General features: G+C 48.8%; 16 protein-coding genes and 3 pseudogenes. 12 read left to right on the plus strand and 7 right to left on the minus strand.

The window, feature by feature from the left end:
* Positions 1 to 20: 20 nt before the first annotated feature.
* The 3 genes and pseudogenes from putA (at position 21) to putP (ending at position 5415) form a co-directional block, all read left to right on the plus strand.
* Positions 21 to 3126: pseudogene (gene putA / locus ATN88_RS07860) on the plus strand (bifunctional proline dehydrogenase/L-glutamate gamma-semialdehyde dehydrogenase PutA).
* Positions 3123 to 3857, plus strand: coding sequence for a delta 1-pyrroline-5-carboxylate dehydrogenase (locus tag ATN88_RS07865; protein ID WP_232312950.1), 735 nt, complete (start codon positions 3123 to 3125; stop codon positions 3855 to 3857). Before putA ends, ATN88_RS07865 begins: the two are co-directional and overlap by 4 nt.
* A gap of 62 nt (positions 3858 to 3919) precedes the next feature.
* Positions 3920 to 5415, plus strand: a pseudogene (gene putP / locus ATN88_RS07870) (sodium/proline symporter PutP).
* Between the two features lie 55 nt (positions 5416 to 5470).
* Here putP and yieH read toward each other — a convergent pair.
* Positions 5471 to 6163 (minus strand): 6-phosphogluconate phosphatase, encoded by a 693-nt coding sequence (gene yieH / locus ATN88_RS07875; protein WP_067413803.1) that lies wholly within the window; start codon positions 6161 to 6163, stop codon positions 5471 to 5473.
* Positions 6164 to 6504: 341 nt separating this feature from the next.
* On the opposite strand from yieH, the gene ATN88_RS07880 reads away from it, so the two are divergent.
* Entirely contained in the window at positions 6505 to 7167 is a 663-nt protein-coding gene (locus ATN88_RS07880; RefSeq protein ID WP_067413808.1) for a fumarylacetoacetate hydrolase family protein, read from the plus strand.
* Here ATN88_RS07880 and ATN88_RS07885 read toward each other — a convergent pair.
* The 3 genes from ATN88_RS07885 to ATN88_RS07895 all read right to left on the minus strand — a co-directional run bounded on the left by ATN88_RS07885 (position 7145) and on the right by ATN88_RS07895 (position 8726).
* Entirely contained in the window at positions 7145 to 7723 is a 579-nt protein-coding gene (locus ATN88_RS07885; RefSeq protein WP_067413811.1) for a DUF1415 domain-containing protein, read from the minus strand. The two genes, ATN88_RS07880 and ATN88_RS07885, sit on opposite strands and share 23 nt — an antisense overlap.
* Before the next feature lie 102 nt (positions 7724 to 7825).
* The gene (locus ATN88_RS07890; RefSeq protein ID WP_067413815.1) at positions 7826 to 8332 is read right to left on the minus strand and encodes a CreA family protein; all 507 of its coding nucleotides are present in this window, start codon (positions 8330 to 8332) and stop codon (positions 7826 to 7828) included.
* A gap of 109 nt (positions 8333 to 8441) precedes the next feature.
* Positions 8442 to 8726, minus strand: coding sequence for a hypothetical protein (locus ATN88_RS07895; RefSeq protein ID WP_232312952.1), 285 nt, complete (start codon positions 8724 to 8726; stop codon positions 8442 to 8444).
* A 302-nt stretch (positions 8727 to 9028) separates the two neighbouring features.
* On the opposite strand from ATN88_RS07895, the gene ATN88_RS07900 reads away from it, so the two are divergent.
* From ATN88_RS07900 to ATN88_RS07920, 5 genes and pseudogenes are all read left to right on the plus strand, one after another.
* Positions 9029 to 9484, plus strand: coding sequence for a hypothetical protein (locus ATN88_RS07900; RefSeq protein ID WP_067413818.1), 456 nt, complete (start codon positions 9029 to 9031; stop codon positions 9482 to 9484).
* Positions 9485 to 9866: 382 nt separating this feature from the next.
* A pseudogene (locus ATN88_RS07905) lies at positions 9867 to 11029 on the plus strand (D-alanyl-D-alanine carboxypeptidase family protein).
* A 148-nt stretch (positions 11030 to 11177) separates the two neighbouring features.
* Positions 11178 to 11696: a hypothetical protein gene (locus ATN88_RS07910; protein WP_067413821.1), complete on the plus strand. Its 519-nt coding sequence runs from the start codon at positions 11178 to 11180 to the stop codon at positions 11694 to 11696.
* 198 nt (positions 11697 to 11894) lie between these two features.
* Positions 11895 to 12338 carry an L-alanine exporter AlaE gene (locus ATN88_RS07915; protein ID WP_067413824.1) on the plus strand — a complete coding sequence of 148 codons (444 nt, stop codon included), beginning with the start codon at positions 11895 to 11897 and terminating at the stop codon, positions 12336 to 12338.
* 106 nt (positions 12339 to 12444) lie between these two features.
* Entirely contained in the window at positions 12445 to 13041 is a 597-nt protein-coding gene (locus tag ATN88_RS07920) for a class I SAM-dependent methyltransferase (protein ID WP_067413829.1), read from the plus strand.
* A gap of 23 nt (positions 13042 to 13064) precedes the next feature.
* Here ATN88_RS07920 and ATN88_RS07925 read toward each other — a convergent pair whose 3' ends face one another.
* Complete coding sequence (locus ATN88_RS07925; RefSeq protein ID WP_067413832.1) at positions 13065 to 13940, minus strand: LysR family transcriptional regulator; 876 nt, start codon at positions 13938 to 13940, stop codon at positions 13065 to 13067.
* A 101-nt stretch (positions 13941 to 14041) separates the two neighbouring features.
* Between ATN88_RS07925 and ATN88_RS07930 the strand changes: the two genes are divergently transcribed.
* The 3 genes from ATN88_RS07930 to ATN88_RS07940 all read left to right on the plus strand — a co-directional run bounded on the left by ATN88_RS07930 (position 14042) and on the right by ATN88_RS07940 (position 15827).
* On the plus strand, positions 14042 to 14335 hold the full coding sequence (locus ATN88_RS07930) for a putative quinol monooxygenase (protein WP_067414116.1): 294 nt from the start codon (positions 14042 to 14044) through the stop codon (positions 14333 to 14335).
* A complete protein-coding gene (locus ATN88_RS07935; RefSeq protein WP_067413837.1) occupies positions 14332 to 15306 on the plus strand; it encodes a Gfo/Idh/MocA family protein in 975 nt (324 codons plus the stop codon). The genes ATN88_RS07930 and ATN88_RS07935 overlap by 4 nt, the downstream gene beginning before the upstream one ends.
* Before the next feature lie 101 nt (positions 15307 to 15407).
* Positions 15408 to 15827: a GNAT family N-acetyltransferase gene (locus ATN88_RS07940; protein WP_067413841.1), complete on the plus strand. Its 420-nt coding sequence runs from the start codon at positions 15408 to 15410 to the stop codon at positions 15825 to 15827.
* Positions 15828 to 15941: 114 nt separating this feature from the next.
* On the opposite strand, the gene ATN88_RS07945 is transcribed toward ATN88_RS07940, so the two are convergent.
* The gene (locus tag ATN88_RS07945) at positions 15942 to 18389 is read right to left on the minus strand and encodes a M66 family metalloprotease (protein WP_232312954.1); all 2448 of its coding nucleotides are present in this window, start codon (positions 18387 to 18389) and stop codon (positions 15942 to 15944) included.
* On the minus strand, positions 18338 to 18796 hold the full coding sequence (locus ATN88_RS27020; RefSeq protein WP_232312957.1) for a hypothetical protein: 459 nt from the start codon (positions 18794 to 18796) through the stop codon (positions 18338 to 18340). The genes ATN88_RS07945 and ATN88_RS27020 overlap by 52 nt, the downstream gene beginning before the upstream one ends.
* Positions 18797 to 18922 lie beyond the last annotated feature (126 nt).

Genomic DNA, 18922 nt, shown 5'->3' on the forward strand with positions numbered 1-18922 from the left:
AAGGAGAGAGGATCCTGCTTATGTTAAAAGCGACCGATGTGTTGGACCCAAGCCATGTCGGGCAATCGCCGATGGCATTGTGGCCAGACGTGTCTGCACATTATTGTGTGGATGAAGCTGCTTTGCTTGAACACTTGTTGTTGTTGGCGACACCGTCTGATGAAGAGCGTGCTGCGACCGAACAGTCTGCGACTGCGCTTATCGAAAAAGTCCGATCGGACAAAAATGCCATTCAAATGATTGATGCGCTTTTGCTGGAATACAGCTTGGATACCCGTGAAGGATCTTGCTGATGTGTCTGGCAGAGGCGTTAATGCGCGTTCCTGACGCAAAAACCGCTGATGCGCTTATTCGCGATAAGCTGGGTGTGGCGGATTGGAAAGCGCACCTTAAAAACTCTGATTCTCTCTTCGTCAACGCGTCTACCTGGGGGCTGATGCTTACGGGCAAGGTCGTCAATGTGGACGAACGTGAAGAAGGCGGTGCGTCCAAAGTGCTTAACCGTCTGGTGAACAAGATGAGTGAGCCTGTGATTCGTCAGGCCATGCATCAAGCCATGAAGATCATGGGGCATCAATTCGTCCTTGGGCGCGACATTGATGAAGCGCTGGATAACGGCCGATCACCGCGTCAGCAAGGCTTTACCTATTCTTTCGACATGTTGGGTGAAGCGGCACTCACCACATCCGATGCCAAAAAGTACTTTGATGATTACATGTTGGCGATTGAAACGGTGGCTCGCCACCTTGATGAGGCAAGGGGCCTGCACCTTCGGTTTCTATCAAGCTCTCTGCATTGCACCCGCGTTATGATGTGGCAAACAAAGACCGTGTGATGACCGAGCTGTTCGACACTGTGCTGACGCTGCTTGTGAAAGCCAAAACACTGGGCGTCGCCATTACAATCGATGCCGAAGAGGCCGACAGGCTTGAACTTTCGCTGTCGCTTTTCGAAAAGCTGTTCACCCATGCAGACATTAAAGGCTGGGGTCAGTTTGGGCTAGTGGTTCAAGCTTACTCCAAACGCGCACTGCCCGTCATCGTGTGGTTGGCTTCGCTGGCGAAAGCCAATAACACCAAAATCCCAATGCGTTTGGTGAAAGGCGCGTACTGGGACAGTGAAATCAAACTGTCTCAGCAAAAAGGGTTGTCAGGCTACCCTGTCTTCACCCGTAAAGAGGGGACGGATGTCTCTTACCTCGCTTGCGCTCGCTTCCTGCTTTCTGAACACGTTAGCGAACTGATTTATCCGCAATTTGCTAGCCACAATGCGCAAACCATCGCCGCTATTCAAGCCATGGCCAAACATGGCAACTATGAGTTTCAGCGTTTGCATGGTATGGGCGATGCGCTTTACCACCATGCCAAAGTGACCTTTGGCCAACCTGTCCGTATTTATGCGCCTGTCGGAAGCCACAAAGATCTGCTTCCTTACCTTGTTCGTCGTTTGTTGGAGAACGGAGCGAACAGTTCGTTTGTGCACCGTCTGGTCGATGCACGATGTCCAATCAGTGATTTGACCCAGCATCCCGTCGATGTGTTGCGCGCGAAACCAACGCTCAACAACACGCGAATCCCACAGCCAATCGAGATTTTTGGCGATTCGCGCAAAAACTCAAAGGGTGTTGCGACCGACATCGAAAGCGAGTGGAGCGTTTACCATGATGATGTGAATCGCTACATGGACAAGCGTTGGCAAGCAGGGCCGATTGTTGATGGTCAAAAACGCACAGGGGCGGATCATCGCGTTGTCGCGCCATACAATCACGGCATTGATGTGGGCGAAATTGCATGGTCAACCGTCGATGACGTTGACCGCGCCATGACTTCAGCGCAGCAGAGTTTCTCCGATTGGAATGCGCTTTCTGTTGAACAACGAGGTAAGTACTTACTGATGCTTGCTGATAAGCTCGAAGAGAATCTTGGCGAGCTGGTGGCCTTGTGTCACCAAGAAGCAGGCAAAACCATTCACGACAGCATTGATGAAGTGCGTGAGGCTGTCGACTTCTTACGCTACTACCCATTGCAAGCGCAAAACGTGTTAGTTGAAAACAGCGTATTCACACGCTTTGATGGCAAGGTCGTTTCACTCACCCGAGAAGGGCGAGGTGTCTTCACCTGTATCAGTCCGTGGAACTTTCCGCTGGCCATTTTCATTGGGCAAATCTCTGCTGCGCTTGTCACAGGCAACACAGTAGTAGCAAAACCGGCCGAGCAAACGTCATTGATTGCTTGTCGTACTATCGAGCTTTTACTTGAAACCGGCATTCCTTCTGGGGTGATCCACTTACTGCCAGGTAAAGGCAGTGAAATTGGGCAGGCACTGACGCAAGACGTTCGCGTTGCAGGCGTGGCATTTACCGGGTCGACCCCAACCGCGCAGCGCATCAATCAAACGCTTGCTGCTCGCGATGCTCTGCCCGTGCCGTTTATTGCCGAAACGGGCGGTCAAAACGCCATGTTGGTCGACAGTACCGCATTGCCAGAGCAAGTGGTCAGAGATGTATTGCGCTCGGCGTTTGCTTCTGCTGGTCAACGCTGCTCTGCGCTTCGTGTCCTTTATCTGCAAGAAGACGTTGCTGACCGCATCATCAGTTTGATCAAAGGTGCAATGGCAGAGATGCAAGTGGGCTTGCCTTACCTGCATCAAACTGATGTTGGCCCAGTGATCGACGAGCAGGCGCAAGCCAAGCTACAAAATCACATCAACAATCTGTTTAAACGCAGCACCTTTATTGCTAAAGCCCCGATGGACAGCAATGTGCGTCTGGGGACCTACATTGCACCCGTAGCGTTTGAAATTGACAGTATTTCTGAGCTGACGGAAGAGCACTTTGGCCCAATCCTTCATGTTGTTCGCTACAAAGCGGATGCGCTGGATAAAGTGATTGATGACATTAATCACGCAGGTTTTGGCCTCACTCTCGGTATTCATAGCCGTAACGAAAGCACCTATCGCTACATCGAATCCCGTACCCGAGTGGGTAACAGCTACATCAACCGTGACCAAGTCGGGGCGGTTGTAGGTGTGCAGCCATTCGGGGGACAAGGCCTTTCTGGTACTGGCCCGAAAGCGGGTGGTCCGCATTATCTATTCCGTTTCACTCGCGAGGAGATGTCAGCATGACCCAGAGTAACGAAATCATGATGGCTCAGGTTGAAGGTGCTGCGACACAAAGCTTAGCCGTGTGGGATGCGTGGAATGCTATCGGTGTCGAGGTTCGCAGTGAGCTTTTGATGCAATGGGCAGATGCGCTCTCTGTAAGAGGAGAAGCATTTGAACAGGCTGCTGCCCTTATTCGTTTTCAGGCTGAAAGTGCGAACGCTTTAATTGGACCTGTCCACGATATGCCTGGGCCAACTGGCGAAACCAATGAGCTTTATACCTCAGGACGAGGGCTGTTTATCGTCGGTGGTGATGAGGCGTTAACCTTGACGGCCTTGGCTGGCCAATTGGCAGCCGCGTTGGTTGCGGGCAACTGCGCTCTGCTCGTTGTGCCGACGACCTTAAAAGCAGGTGCAGATGCCTTGTTGGCAGATTTTGTCAAAGTCAGCTCACAAGATCGTTTGGTGCAATGCCTTGAAGAAAACACTTTAGAAACAGCAATGGCAACCGCGCCGATCAGCGGTGTGGCAGTTGTTGCTGATGATGCAACCTTGGTTGCATGGAACCGAAAACTGGCTGCACGAGAAGGCGTATTGGTCCAGTTCATTGCTGAAAGCAATGGGACACAATTGCCGCTTATCGCGTCGCCGACTTACCTTCTTCGCTTTATCACTGAGCGAACAAGAACCATAAACATCACCGCCGTGGGTGGCAATGCCACGCTTCTGGAACTCGGTAGTGGTGAACATTAAATCTAACGCAATCCGGAATTGGGCACTGGATATAGTGCCCGAAGTTATTGAGGGAAATTCGAATGATTGAAAACAGCTTTGCAATCAGTGCCACGTTTATCGTGTACCTGATTCTTATGCTTGCCATTGGTGTGTACGCGTATAAACGCACCGCTAACTCAGAGGACTACTTCTTGGGCGGTCGCTCATTGGGTCCTTGGCCTGCAGCATTGTCTGCGGGCGCGTCTGACATGAGTGGTTGGTTGCTGCTTGGTCTGCCGGGCTATGCCTATGCCGCGGGTATTGAATCGCTGTGGCTGGCAGGTGGTTTGTTAGCGGGTACTTACTTAAACTGGCTGATTTGTGCAAAAAGACTTCGTACCTACAGTATTGAAGTAGACAATGCGCTGACTATCCCCGAATTCTTGTCGCGTCGCTTTGAAGATAAATCGAAATTGCTTCAGACCATTTCGGCATTCTTCATCCTGCTGTTTTTCCTTTTCTATACCAGTCTGGCTTGGTAGCGGGCGGCAAATTGTTTGAAACTGTGTTTGGCCTTGAGTACAGCACGGCAGTGATCATCGGTACCGTTTGTGTAGTGTCTTACACCTTGTTTGGTGGCTTCTTGGCGGTATCTTGGACTGACTTGGTGCAAGGCCTGCTCATGGCGGCAGCACTGATGATCGTGCCCATTGCGACCATGGAAGGATCATTTACCGATCTTCCTGCCGCACTGGAAGCGAAAAACCCAGAATTGCTGACTCTATTCCACGACATCAGCGGCCAGCCGTTGTCTTGGATTGCGATAGTGTCGCTGGTGGCATGGGGTCTGGGCTACTTTGGTCAGCCTCATATTCTTGCTCGTTTCCAAGCAACGCGCAGCAACCATGACATCACCGCAGCGCGTCGTATCGCTGTGGGTTGGAGTGGTATCTCTATGGCGGGTGCCGTATTGATCGGTCTGGTGGGTATCCTTTACGTTGATAAACACATGGGTGGTCAACTGGCCGATGGCGAAACCATCTTCATGTTCCTAGTGAATGCAGCGTTCCACCCAATCGTTGCAGGTATCTTGCTGGCGGCGATTCTGGCGGCGGTAATGAGTACTGCGGACTCTCAGCTACTGGTGTCTTCTTCTGCGCTGGCAGAAGATTTCTACAAGCAAGTGTTCCGTCCTGACGCTTCAACCAAAGAAGTGGTAATGGTAGGTCGCTTTGCGGTTATCGGCATTTCTATCGTTGCGCTAATGTTGGCGATGAATCCAGACAGCACAGTTCTGGGTCTGGTGTCTTACGCATGGGCAGGCTTCGGTGCGGCATTTGGTCCTGCGCTGTTGCTGGCACTGTTCTGGAAAGACATGAACCGCAACGGTGCGCTGGCAGGTGTGATTGTCGGTGGTGTAACCGTGGTGGTGTGGAAACAAATCACGGGCGGCATCTTCGATCTGTATGAAATCGTCCCTGGCTTTATCTTCGCGTGGATTGCGATTGTGGCTGTCAGCAAACTGACTGGCGGTGCAAGCGACAGCGTGATGCAAAAATACGATGACTACGAAAACAGCCTGAAAACGCTGCCGTAATCTCTCGTAATACGAAAAAGGACGCCTTAGGGCGTCCTTTTTTGTGTCTAATTAATTATGCCCAACTGTTACATAGCGGCAGGCGTTCCAATAAGGAAGAAAGCTCGCCCATCGAATGCACTGAGCGCACTAAGGGGTGGTCGACGGCCTGTTTGTTGGCTGTGTTGAAGTAGACGGTGCGAATGCCTGCATTGATGCCCGCTTCGACGCCGAGCAAGGTGTCATCAACAAACAAACACTCTTGAATGGGCGCGGCCATGTTCATGGCTGAGTAATGCAAAAGATCCGGTGCAGGCTTCCAACTGTTGGCATCAAACGCACTAAAAAGCTTGCCTCGGAAGTGCGGCATCAAGCCTGTCATTTGCAGCGTCATTTCCATTTTGCTGACTGGCCCGTTAGATGCGACGCAGATATCGACGCCAATGTTTTCAAGCATGTTGATGACATCGGGCACACCATCAACAGGTTTAAGGTCTCTATCGAACAAGGCTGCGCATTTGTCGCGATAAAGCGGCTCCAAATCATCCAGCGATATCGTCAGGCCGTATCGCTCACAGGTTTGCATAAGGATATCGGCGAGTTTTCCGCCCTGAAAATGGTCAAGACATTCCTGAAGATCAAGGGTGACACCATAGTGAGAGAAGACCTCTACCATGGCCATCTGACAGAGCACTTCACTGTCAACCAGCGTGCCATCGCAGTCGAAGATGACGCAGGACAACGGAGTTTCAAAGTCAAAAGCATTCATTTGATTTCAGTACACCTTGTTGAGCGAAAAAGGTCGTACTGTAATCCTTGCTCTGACCAAGAAATCCGACAACGTGGGATCTTAGAAACTGTTAGATACGTCTTGCCTAAGATGCTGTTTGGGGACAAAAATCAATGCTGGGTCTGATTTTATTAAGAGTGAGACATGCCGAAAAGGACGGTGTTAAACCCTATTTTGTGCTTTCGTGTGCGCCATAAAAATTGCGGAACGATGATCAAGAAGATTTTGCCCCCTTCTAACCGAGGATCCTGCAACATCAAATCATAGGTTTATGGTACTTTAGTTGTGTTATCACTCATGGAAAGACAAGGAGAGTATAGATGTACGCACATGTGTGGAAGCGAGGTGAAAGTCTGTCGCTGCCTGTGGGAAAGGTGGTTTGTATTGGTCGTAACTATGTCGAGCATGCTAAAGAGTTGGATAACCCTATCCCTGATGAACCAGTACTCTTTTTAAAACCTCAAACATCGCTTGTGGGTGCGGAAGATGCGCTTGAGTTATCTGATAAGCTTGCGCCGATCCATTACGAAGCAGAACTCTCCATTTTGATTGGAAAAGCACTGACAAAGGCATCTGAAAAGGAAGCGGTCGATGCAATAGCAGGCATTGGTGTTGCGCTTGATTTAACGCGCCGTGAGACCCAGTCGGCGTTAAAAGCAAAAGGGCTTCCTTGGGAGTTGGCGAAAGCGTTTGACGGCAGTTGTGTGCAAAGCCCGTTTATCCCTCTTGAACATGACTTGACGGCAATCCGTTACGGGCTAGATATTAACGATGACGCCAAGCAACGTGGCGATACGTCCATGATGATAACGCCAGTGGCGGCACTCCTCAGTCATGTCTCCCAGTATTTCACTCTGCTGCCAGGCGACATTGTGCTGACGGGGACGCCAAAAGGGGTAGGTCAGCTTCATGGTGGAGATGCGCTGACCTTAACCTTAGAGGGTGAAACACTCGCAACGTTTAGCTGTGTGAGTGTGCCTTAAACAGATACGGAAACAGTGCGCGTTTTTCACTGTCAGAAAGCGCGCAGACACGGTCTATATTGATGTCCGGAATGGCCTCGGCATCGCCGCCATAATATTTCAATGCTTTCTCGATACTCGCTTCGCGGATCAGATGAAACACAGGATACGGCGATCGGTTGGTGAGGTTGCTGTCCTCTTCCGGCTCTGCGTCTGCAAAGCAGTAGTCAGGATGGAAACTGGCGATCTGGTAGGTGCCGCGCCAACCGAACTGATCGATCAGCATGTCAGCCACATCCAAAAACTGGTTGTAGTCATCGAAATCTTGAAAGCAGTTTGGTGTTACGACCAAGGTTGTTTCGAGATCGGCGACCTCGCTGTTGTCCAACAGCGTCAGTTCAGTAATGATGGATTCCATCACTGCTTGATCGTCGGTGGCGTCACATACTTCAATTTTGATTTGTTTATTGCGTTGAGGCTTTGCTGCGAAAGGGCAAAGGTTTAATCCAATCACCACTTTTTCTAACCACGCGGTGGTCTGTTCTTCTACGTGTTGGATGGATGCGTCGGAATGCATGCTCGGGCCCCTTTCTTGGTATGAGGGAGATGTTAACGACTCTGAGAAGAAAACCCAATCTACAGTGACAAATTTACACTGCAAATTGGGTGTGTTTGTTGCTTATTTGGTCTCGACTGGCTCAACCCAAGCTTTGGTGCCCCACAAAGGTACGGTAGACAGGCTGTGCTTGAAACTGCCCTCGGTTTCCTTAGTGGTATAAGACAGGTACAACAGCGTTTGGCTTTCTGGGTCGAAGATGCGTCGTACTTTCATGGTTTTAAAGAAGATGCTTTTCGATTTCTTGAAGACCACTTCACCCGATGCACTTTTATCAATCTTTGCGATCATCTCTGGCGTTATGTCGCCCGTTTGGCGACAGGAAATGGAGCTATCACTTGGGTCTGACAAGCTCAAATTCGCTTCGATAGACGCGATATGGCAGGTAACGCCTGTCACCACCTCATCTTGTAGTGAAGAGATCTTGATGTCTTTCATGGTGAATAAGCCCAGTGACACATCGCCGACTTCGTCATCGGAGCAACCGACCAATGCGACAGAAAGCAGTGAAACGGCAAGAAGGGGACGAACGTTTTTCAATCCGGCCAATGAAGATAAGCGACGAAACATTGATAGATACCTGCAAGTCGTTGTTAGTGGAGTCTGGCTGGCACTGTAGCAGTGCTCATAGTCAATTGTCTAACGACGACTTGTGATAATCATGAATCGTCACGCGGTGTTAATCGAATTGCGCGTCGCCAGGTCGTCTGTCCAAGGTTTCTGGGTTAAAGGTAAGCAGTTCGTCATAGGCGTCGCAATAGCTCGCTGTCAGGTTGTACTTCTCACGTGCCGCCTCAATTTTGCGTTCGGCGATGCGACGCTTGTCAGCACCATTTCGGTTTGAGCTGAAAATACGTTGTTGAGTGAACAGTTCTTGGGTGAATTTCTGTTTGCAGATGGTCTCATTACGCTCTGTCACCACCTCGCCGAGCTTTTCTCTGTCGGCTAAAGCGTGTGTTGGCAAAATAAATAATCCAATTAGTAGCGATTTTACAAGTAGATAGCGCATATCCATGACCCCACATTGTGACTACACCTATAAAGATAGTTCACACCCATTTGTCTCTCAACTGAGATGGGAAGACATTTTAACGATTAATTTTTGGCAGTTTTGTGATGTCTAAAACTGGGCGGATCGTGGGGTAAACAATGGCGTTGGATTGCTTGTTTTCTGTGCGGGTTAACATTCCTGCGAAAAGAAGGATGAAGCATTGCGCGGTTTGGCGTTATCTTCTTATTTTTCAAGGAATGACGATAATTCAAAAGATGCAAAAACAGGTTAATAACGCTTACCTGCAGCTTTTCATGCGGGAATCTAAGACAGCAGCAATGCTGACTCTCGACAAACTCCCCGATGTTTCAGATGTTGACGCCATTGCCCTGTTTGACTGGATGGCCAGCAAACGCTCTTTTTCTGCGTCAGAACTGAAAGGTCACCGTTACATTAAAACGTGCAGCGCAGGCTATATCACAGAGCTATGTCTGAATGACGATGGCACCTTGGATGAATATACCCTTTTCAATCGTCTTCCCACCGTGGGCACTTGGAAGCTTGAGCAAGGGATTTTGGAACTTGAGATTAGAAAGGGCGACAACACATACCACAGTCGTGTGATTGCCAATAAAGCCGTTAACATCCACTCAGCGATCGAATACAAAAACGGTGAATTGCACTCTTACCTGAAGCTTGCCCAAGTGATGCCGGTGGCAGAAAGCGCATAATTTTTCGTTCACCTTTCCCACGTGTTTTCAGTGATAAAAGCCAACGCTCTGTTGGCTTTTTCTTTTCTAATTGCTCGCCTTTTCATCGACTCTTTACGCCATTTGTAAATCGCAACATTTGTTTGCGAGTTTGTTTGAACAAATTCGCGCGTCTTGGCTCTTATTGAAGCCAGACTGTGCAAGGGCTCACAACGCACAGAACAAAAAATAGACTAATCTGCGGGTAGAGTTCTTGAACAAAAATGATCAGTATCTGTCTGAACATTAAAAGGAAACGACACGTTATCTTCAGTGGTATCTGTACCCAAACAACCTGAAGATGTTCGCTGAATTCTGTATCTCAGGTTGTTTGGGTATATGTGTTTTTGAAAGAGAGATTTTCATGAAACGGACAGCAATTTTTTTACTTTCTCTTGTAACACTGCTTCCTGCTCAGGCAACGGTTATCAAGCCGGATCCACCAAACATTGCAGCCAAGGGGTATGTCCTGATGGACTTTCACTCGGGCATGGTTATCGCACAAAAAGATGCCACTGAGCCTTTGGCTCCAGCGAGCCTCACCAAACTGATGACCGCATATGTGGTCGGGCAGGAAATTGAACTGGGACGTCTGGCGTGGAAAGATCAGGTCGATGTCAGCGAGAATGCTTGGTCTGCAAAATTCCCTGATTCCTCGAAAATGTTCATCAAGCCTGGCGATATTGTCACTGTTGAAGACTTAATGCGCGGGCTGATCATTCAATCCGGCAATGATGCGTCAGTGGCATTGGCCGAGCACATTGCTGGCAGTGAGTCCGCCTTCGTGAATCTCATGAACAGTTGGGCGGAAAAATTGGGTATGCAAAGTACCCAGTTTGTTAATGCGCACGGCTTGGATGCAGAAGGCATTAAATCAACAGCAATGGACATGGCGGTGTTGATGCAGGCCATTATTGAAGATGTGCCTGAGGTCTATGTGCTCTACAGCGAAAAAGTGTTCACTTGGGCAAATATCACCCAGTACAACCGCAACAAATTGCTTTGGGATCGTTCACTCGACGTTGATGGCGGCAAAACGGGCTACACCACTGAAGCAGGTTACAGCCTTGCTAGCTCCGCAACAGAAGGCCGTATGCGTTTGGTCTCCGTGGTAATGGGCACGGCAAGTCCCCAAGACCGTGTAACGGCCTCAAAGAACCTGATGAATTACGGTTTTCGCTTCTACGATAGTCAGCAAGTTGCCAAGCGTGATGATTTAGAGACTGAGGTGAAAGTGTGGAAAGGCAAAACGGATGAAGTCGCTTTAGCCTTCAAAGACGACATTTTTGTCACCTTACCGCGTAATGCAGCGGACAGACTCGACAAGTCCATTGTCATTGATGGCCCTGTGGTCGCTCCTGTTGAAAAGGGCACGAGCCTTGGACGCGTGGAATGGCGCAGCATGGTGAACTGATCAGCACTGTGCCGCTTGTCAGTGCCACGTCGATTGAAGAAACCAGTTGGTTTGGCCGACTGTGGGATGGCATTGTGTTGTGGTTTCACACCAAATGGTCAGCCATTTTCTAACTCTCCTCTAAAGGCCTCTCAGTGAGGCCTTTTTCCTGCGCTTTCAGACATTAATCACACCTCGTCTGCGCCTTAAATCAACTATACCTGAAATATGCCTGTGCAAATGGCTGTCCCTTATGTAGGGATTTTCGATAGGAGATTTGTGGTGCGCATTACCATTAAAACATGGTTGATCGTGGCAACTGGCTTGGTGCTTAACATTGTCGCCGCGTTGATGACGAATTTTGTCATTGATGATTTAGGTGAAGAGGTCGCGTTGGTTGCGGAAAAGCAATTTGGCAATAACCAGCTCATTCAACTGACATGGCAGCAAGTGGATGCATTGGAACGCCGTCGTGAAACCTTGCTAATTGTGATGGCTCTGAAGCCCTTGGATGACCAAGTGTCATTCGATATTGGAACCCGGCTGTTAGACGCCTTCGGCGAGATGGTGAATACGCCTCTCACTCAGCAGAATCTTCCTAAGATCATGCTCAAGATTGACCAACAGCAGGATCTCCTACGTGAAAAGATAGATTCACTATATTTGGATAACCTTCAACTGGCTGAATCCCAGCGAGAATTAAACAGCAAGACTTCTGCCTATCGAAACCTCGCTTTGTTCCTACAAGTGCTGGGTCTGGCTCTCATCATGGCGCGTGATCTATCCAGACGGCAAGATTGAACAAAATTACCGCAAAAAATGCCCCAAAATTAAATAGTTAAACATGCCATAAAATAAACATATAAACAGAATATAATTCTGTTTATATGTTTTAAAATGGTGCCTAACGCTACCGACCTTTTGTTTTAATACTCAAATATTTTAGTCCTTCTTTTTAGGACAATTTTTTCGATTTTAAGAGCGATTTTGGGGAGAGAGATGAAAGGCGCTGATCGCGTTCGTAGTGTTGTGGCTGATATGTTCGCCATGGTTGTGTTTAGTTTTGTTACTGGCATGCTGATTGAAATTTTCGTGTCAGGCATGTCTTTTGAGCAATCTTTAGCATCTCGTCTGCTGTCGATCCCAGTCAATATCTTGATTGCCTGGCCGTATGGTGTGTTCCGAGATAAGGTGCTTTGCTTCGCTACTCGACAGTTCCCATCTCGTTTAACCAAGCGTGTGGCTGATTTCTTTGCTTACGTGGTTTTCCAATCGCCAGTGTACGCCGCCATCTTGTTTACTGTGGGTGCAGAGCCAAACCAGATCCTTACTGCAGTGGCGAGTAACGCCTTGGTATCAGGCATGCTGGGTGTGGTGTATGGTGTATTCTTGGAAAGATGCCGTCGATTGTTCAAAGTGCAACCGGTGCCGATGCCAGTGTAAGCCTTCTGAAAATTTTGCTAAAAGCCCTCTCATCGGAGGGCTTTTTTCTGCCTTGCGCACAAGGCTATGGCACAATGCTGTTTGGTTTATCGCAAAGGATTGACGCATGAAACCCAAACAGATTGGTCTTGCCTATGACAGCATCATCCACCTATGGCAGCGTGAAGACTTCAATCGAAACAATGGCATTGAAGCGCACAAGAAAGCACTCTCCTTCGTTAAGCACAAAGGCGCGGCACTGGATATTGGTTGCGGCTGTACGGGACGCTTCATCGACTTGCTTCAAGGCGAAGGGTTTCTAATGACTGGGCTCGATGTTTCCTCCGAGATGCTCGCGCTAGCCAAGCAACGACATCCCGATGTTGCCTTTATTCATGCTGATATCTGTGAATACACACTTGAGAATAAATACGATCTGATCACCGCGTGGGACAGCATCTGGCACATACCATTGCGTCACCAAAAGGCGGTTCTGACGAAAATCATTGATAGCCTTAATGATGGTGGCGTGTTCATTTTCTCTTTTGGTGGCACTACCGAAGAAGGAGAGCATGAAGATGACTTCATGGGGCCGACTGTCTATTACTCATCACTTGGCACTAGCGGCTTTCTTTCGTTGTTCATTGAGCTGGGCTGCCACATTCGCCACCTTGAGTTCGACCAATACCCAGAACTTCACACCTACCTGATCGTGGAAAAGTAACGAAGACGCGTGCAAACGATAGATCAGGTCAACTTGCTCAGCACAAAGTCGACAAATGTGCGATTTTTCAAAGAGAGCTGTTTGGTGCGATACAGCAGATGAATAGGCTTGGGTGTTGGAGCCGCATACGGCAGGATTTCTACCAAAAGACCTTCGCTAATTTCGTCTTCCACCAGAATTTGGGGTTGCAGCAAGATACCGGCACCTTGAATGGCCGCGAATTTCAATACGTCACCATTGTTCGATGTTAGACGCGTATTGCTTTGAGTGAAGGTGCGGGACGGCAAATTAACAACCTGTTGGCTCTCTCCTTGATGGTAGTGAAACCCCAAGCAATGGTGATTGTGCAATTCATCTAATGACGAGACTTGGCCATGTTTCTCTATGTAAGTAGGGGAGGCGCAATACATCATTTTATAATCGCCCAGTTTGCGCGCGACCAAATTAGAGTCTGCCAACTCGCCAATACGAACAAGGACATCTGCGTCAGTTTTGAAGGGATCAACGAGGTTATTATCCAGTATCAACTCTACGTTGATGTCGGGATAAACCGCCAAAAACTCCGCCACAATCGGTGCGATCACTTTCTTTCCCAAGGTCACAGGACAATTGATTTTCACTACACCTGTGGGGCGATTGATGAGCGTCTGGATAAGGTTTTCCGCGTTGCTGATGTCTTCTAGTATTCGCTGGCATTCAAGGTGATATAAACGGCCTGCTTCGGTCAGTGATTGCTTGCGCGTTGTGCGGTGGATGAGCTGGGTGCCCAGTCGTTGCTCTAAATAGCTGACGTGTTTGCCGACCATGGTTGGTGAAATATCAAAGTGGTTTGCCGCACTTCGGAAACTGCCGTTTTCGACGACGAAGGCGAAGATCTTCATGCTGGTCAGCTTGTCCATTAATAACTCATGGTTGATAAACAATTAACTGAGCTGGAGTTTATCAATCTTGATGGTGTAATTACAGTTGGCGCATGACTTCAGACAAACCAACAAACAGTATGAACCAAACCATTTTTGTCACCGCTGAGTTAGCAATGCACCCTGATCATCCAAGAGATGATGTGATAGACGCCGTTGAGCAGTTTTGCCGCGACATGGAAAGTGAAGCGGGATGCCTTCAAGCGAGGGCGACGTATGATGACAATGCCCCGCACCGCGTCATCCTTTGGGAGCGTTATGCGAGCCGAGCTGCCATAGACGCACATTTTGCGATGCCGCATACACAGGCGTTTATTGCCTCTGGTGTTACTGCGCTTGTTCAAGCGTTTGAAACCATGGAGCGAGTGTCATGAAGTGGGGCATTCTCGGAACCAGTTTTATCTCTGGCGTAATGGCGGATGCCATCAATGGTGACCAAGGTAGCGAGCTTTATGCTGTGGCGGGACGCTCAGAGAAGAACCTTGCCGCATTTGCTGAGCAACACGGGGTGGATACAACCTATTCGGACTACGATGCGTTACTGGCAGATAGCAACGTTGATGTGGTTTATATCGCTTTGCCCAATCACCTTCACCATGAGTACATCATTAAAGCGGCCGAAAAAGGGAAAGCCATCCTTTGCGAAAAATCCCTCTCGGTAGACATGGAGAAAACCGAGGCAGCTCTGCAAGCGGTAGAAAAGTATCAGGTCTTTTTCGCTGAAGGGTTAATGTATTTGCATCATCCTTTAATAACGGCTCTGTTGGATGCACTTAACACTGGCGAGATTGGTGAGCTGCGCTCCATTCATGCGTCTTACATTGCTTCCATCGCGCAGTTTGTTAACCCAGAAGGCAAGGGCGCGCTGTATAACTTGGGTTGCTATCCTCTGTCTCTGGTTCACCTCGTTGTAAAAACCCTGCTAGGTGAAGATGTGTTAGCAAACAGCGATATGCAAGCCATCGGAAGACGTGGTGGAGATGGTAACCTGTGTGAAGCCAACCTGATGATGCGATTTGGCGACCAACAAACGGCCATGGTCCACACCGCGGAAGACCATGGTTTGAAGCACCAATTTACCATTCTTGGTAGCAAAGGTTGTATCACCTTGGACTCGAACCCTTGGCTTCCATCAGCACAAAATCGGTTTACCGTTGAAGTGTATGAAACGTCAAAGCGCGAAGTGATTGTCGACGCCGAGGGAGATGCCTTCTTCTACCAAGTTCGTAACGTAAGACGTGCAATTGAACATGGGAAAGTCGCGTTGGAAAGTCCTTTTGCGACATGGGAAGACTCTCGCCAAATCATGCAGTTGCTGACAGAGTGGGAAGCGGCTGCAAACTGAACGCGTCCTTTAACATCCCTGCCGCTAGCGCAGGGATTTATCTACTGACAGCAGTTATGCTACAACACTATTCAAACTGGTGATCACACAGGGAATTCATCTTGGTATCGTTTCAACCGTCTACAGACCTTTCAACCTCTGCTGTCCTGACTTTTGAAAACATGCGCCCTTACTATGCGCACTATGGCGTTGATTGGCAGCAAGCGACCATTTATGAGCAAATTTCTGGTTTGGATAATTGGGATATTCTCATTCAAGGGGAAGTGGTCGGCGCGATTCGTATGGCGATGGAAAACGGCGATGGGTACTTACGAGACCTTCAAGTGAACGCCGCGTTTCAAAACAGAGGGGTTGGTGCCAAAGCACTGGATGAGGCAGCGCGCATCGCGAAAGAACGAGGTGCTGCACACCTAAAACTTCGCGTATTCAAAATCAGCCCAGCTTTTCATCTTTACACGCGTGAGGGATTCACACTCGTAAAAGAAGATGACCGATTTTACTACATGAAGAAAGAACTATAGGGCAGGACTTCGCAGGCTGACGGGATGTCTGGGCCGGCGTTGCAGCGAGAATAACGAAAAAGAGAAACCGAATGGTTTCTCTTTTTGGTTATGGCAAGGTTACGTCACTTTGCCTTAGTGATGATGATGTTCTCCATCGGCATGATCACATTGCTGTGGCGCGTATTTTGACGCTTGAATACGAGGCTGAGGCGCAGCAAAGAGTGAGCGGAAGCTTGTACGTGCGGCAACTGCATCTTCGCCTTGTACCGTGTATACCGGCTCAAGCGTTGGCGACGAAATCGCTTTGGTGTCCAGCACTTTGCCATCACACACCACGGACGCAGCGACTGGGTTATCAGCGCGTGCCACGTTGACGTGGAACTTATTCATGTTGTCTGTGTTGCGGCGGTTGTTTTTCAGTGCATATTTCAAGACAGCACCATTTGCGGTCTCGACTTCCAATGCACAGTTGTTTGCCGTCAGGGTTGCTGAATCATCTGGGTAGACATAACCATATGAGCCGTGCAGTGCTGGGAAGATATAGCTGCTTAGCGTCGCTTCAGGGTCGTAATAGCCGACCAGAGTCGTCACTGGCACACCAAAGGCCTTCGGCTTGCGCGCTTGGCTGGATTGGTACTCGGCGTCTTTGACCCAAGTTTGGCCATCTGAGACATACGTCAATCGACTGCCATAAGGGACAGTGATCTGCTCGCCGTTGATGTCGAGGTAAGAGTGGTAACCCGCGTCAGATTTGAACGTAAAGATCTTTCCTTTGTTCGCCAAAGAGGCTGCTGGCACGGACATATGACGCGCCCAGTGGCCGTTCCACGTCGACAAGTCGACCTTGTCAAAGTTATTGAATAGCCCCCCAATATACTCAGCGTTGGCATTCCAAGGTTCAACCGAGGTTGTCTCTAGGATGTCGATGCGATGCGTGTATTCTTCCATGCTCTCAGTCGTTTCATCCCACTTACGGAAGCCTGTTGATGAGGTTTCATCAAAGACGGCTTTGCCTTCCAAGTTCTTTTGAATGAAGTGCATCGAGTATGGCGTGTAGAGCGTAAATCGCTGTGCATCGTACATTGCCCAGCCACCTGCCATGGAGTCATAGCCAAAGCGGAACATGTCATTGAATGCAGGAACGCACTGACCATCGTGGCAGCTCTCGCCGCCGTTGTTTTGAGGGGCGAAGTTTGGAATGAAGACATCTTTAGATGAATCCCAACCCCATGTTGAGTTGGTCATGTGCGCAGGCTTATGAACCGAGCCTTCGAAACCACCAGGGTAATGGCCCAAACCATAGTTATGGCCGACTTCGTGACTGAATTCGTTCCCAATTGAACTGTCGAGTGTCACCATGCCCGCACCACCGGAGCCACCGTGCGTTTGCACGCCATTGCTGTAAACGCCGCGTGTGTTATGTGCAGTGAGCTGTGCGGCAAGGTATGGGTTCTCGCTTTCTCCGACGCCTATTGTGGTGTGAATACCGTAGTTGGCATTGTTTATCCCGATAGAGATAAGTTCTTTACCAATACGTTGACGCATTGTACCGCCGTGCCAGCCACCTTCGCTTGGATCGTGGTCTGTGAGCAAGGTGCCATCAGGTAGCATCACTTCTGTTAGGTGAACAGGCTCGTATTCACTGACCACCATTTTGCTCAGCGGTGCGGTTTCAAAATACTCGCGCTGTGCTTCTTTGTCGTATTGGAAATGGAAGCTGCGGCGAGGCTCAACCAGCATGCCGACATCAATGGTGTGCATGAGCAGTTCCGTTGGTGCGCCGACTTTAACATTGTTGAGCGTGCCTGTTTTACCTTGGTTCTCAAAGGAGAAACTGACACCAGGCTTTACCCAGTGTTTTGGCAATTCAGCCGACCAGAAACCGTCACCATAGCCGATTTTGTTGAAGATCAGATCGTCTTCAAGTACCCACGTCCCTTTGACGTTCTTAAATACTGTGGTGGTGCCATTTACGATGGTTTTCTTACGTTCTTCGTAATAGGAAACCACAGAGTTGTAACCCGCACTCGAGGTGAATGCGAAGGTTTTTCCATCCATCGCAGGGTTGTTTTGTTCTAGGACGATGTCGCGAATCCAATGCCCATTCCAGGTTTTTAGTTCCACCACATCGTGCTCAGCCAATGCTGCGGCAACGGCCTCGCTCGATACTTCACGAACGGCGAAGGCTGTTTCGGGATTAAACGAGAAATCGATAGCCGTGTTATGGATTTCCGGGATGGCTAGAACGTTTTTAGCAAGCTGACTTGGATGAAGCATGTCCAATGTGCCTAAAAGCTTACCAGAGCGATCGGAGACCGAAACCTGCATGGCGGTGAAGTCTGTCGGTGCTTGTTCAGGCTTGAACATGACTTTGGTTTTACGGTCAGAAACCAAGTGCATGCGCTTTTCGTTGTTGTCCGGATTTGCCGGAACAATGTGGGCTTGAGCAAACAGGACGGCACCGTTTAGGCTGCCTACGAGGTCATTGCTGAGCATATTGTTGTTGAAAAAGATTGAGGCACTTTGCGTCAAATCTGCACACTCGCTCGTGTCGAGAACACTTGTTTGGGAACGTTCCAAATATAATTCCCTTGATTGTCTTTGGAACCGCGAGCAGCAGGGTACATGCCAAATGTGCATTTTTCGGCAGTAAAAAATCCCATTGGGTAAATATCAAATCCGCCGTCGTACCAATATTTTTCCCATTCGGTTGGGATAAATTCAAAAACCGTATCAAATTCTGAATCGAAGTCGAATAAATCAAATTTAACGTTGCCGTCATAATTTATTCGAAGCTTCTTTCCTCGGTAAGAAAGGTACTTTTTGTCTCCTTCTATGACCACATTCGAGGGATCTTTAGCCAACTCAGCAAGCTCTGCCATACGCGTCATGATAAGCGTTGTAGATGCTTCGAAACTCATTGTCTCTGCGTGTGCGTTAGCCGTCAACACAGACGCAATCGCCAGTCCTATTAGCGTTTTTTTCATTTGGGCCTCTTTATTATTGTTATTACCGTTATGCAATCAAGCGAATAAAAATTGCTTTCGGAAATATTTTATATAGGGGGGTGAATTCTTTGTTATTAATAAAAATATAAATTGAGAGGTTAATTC

The sequence above is a fragment of the Enterovibrio coralii genome, assembly GCF_001559595.1.
GTDB classification, from domain to species: Bacteria; Pseudomonadota; Gammaproteobacteria; order Enterobacterales; family Vibrionaceae; genus Enterovibrio; species Enterovibrio coralii.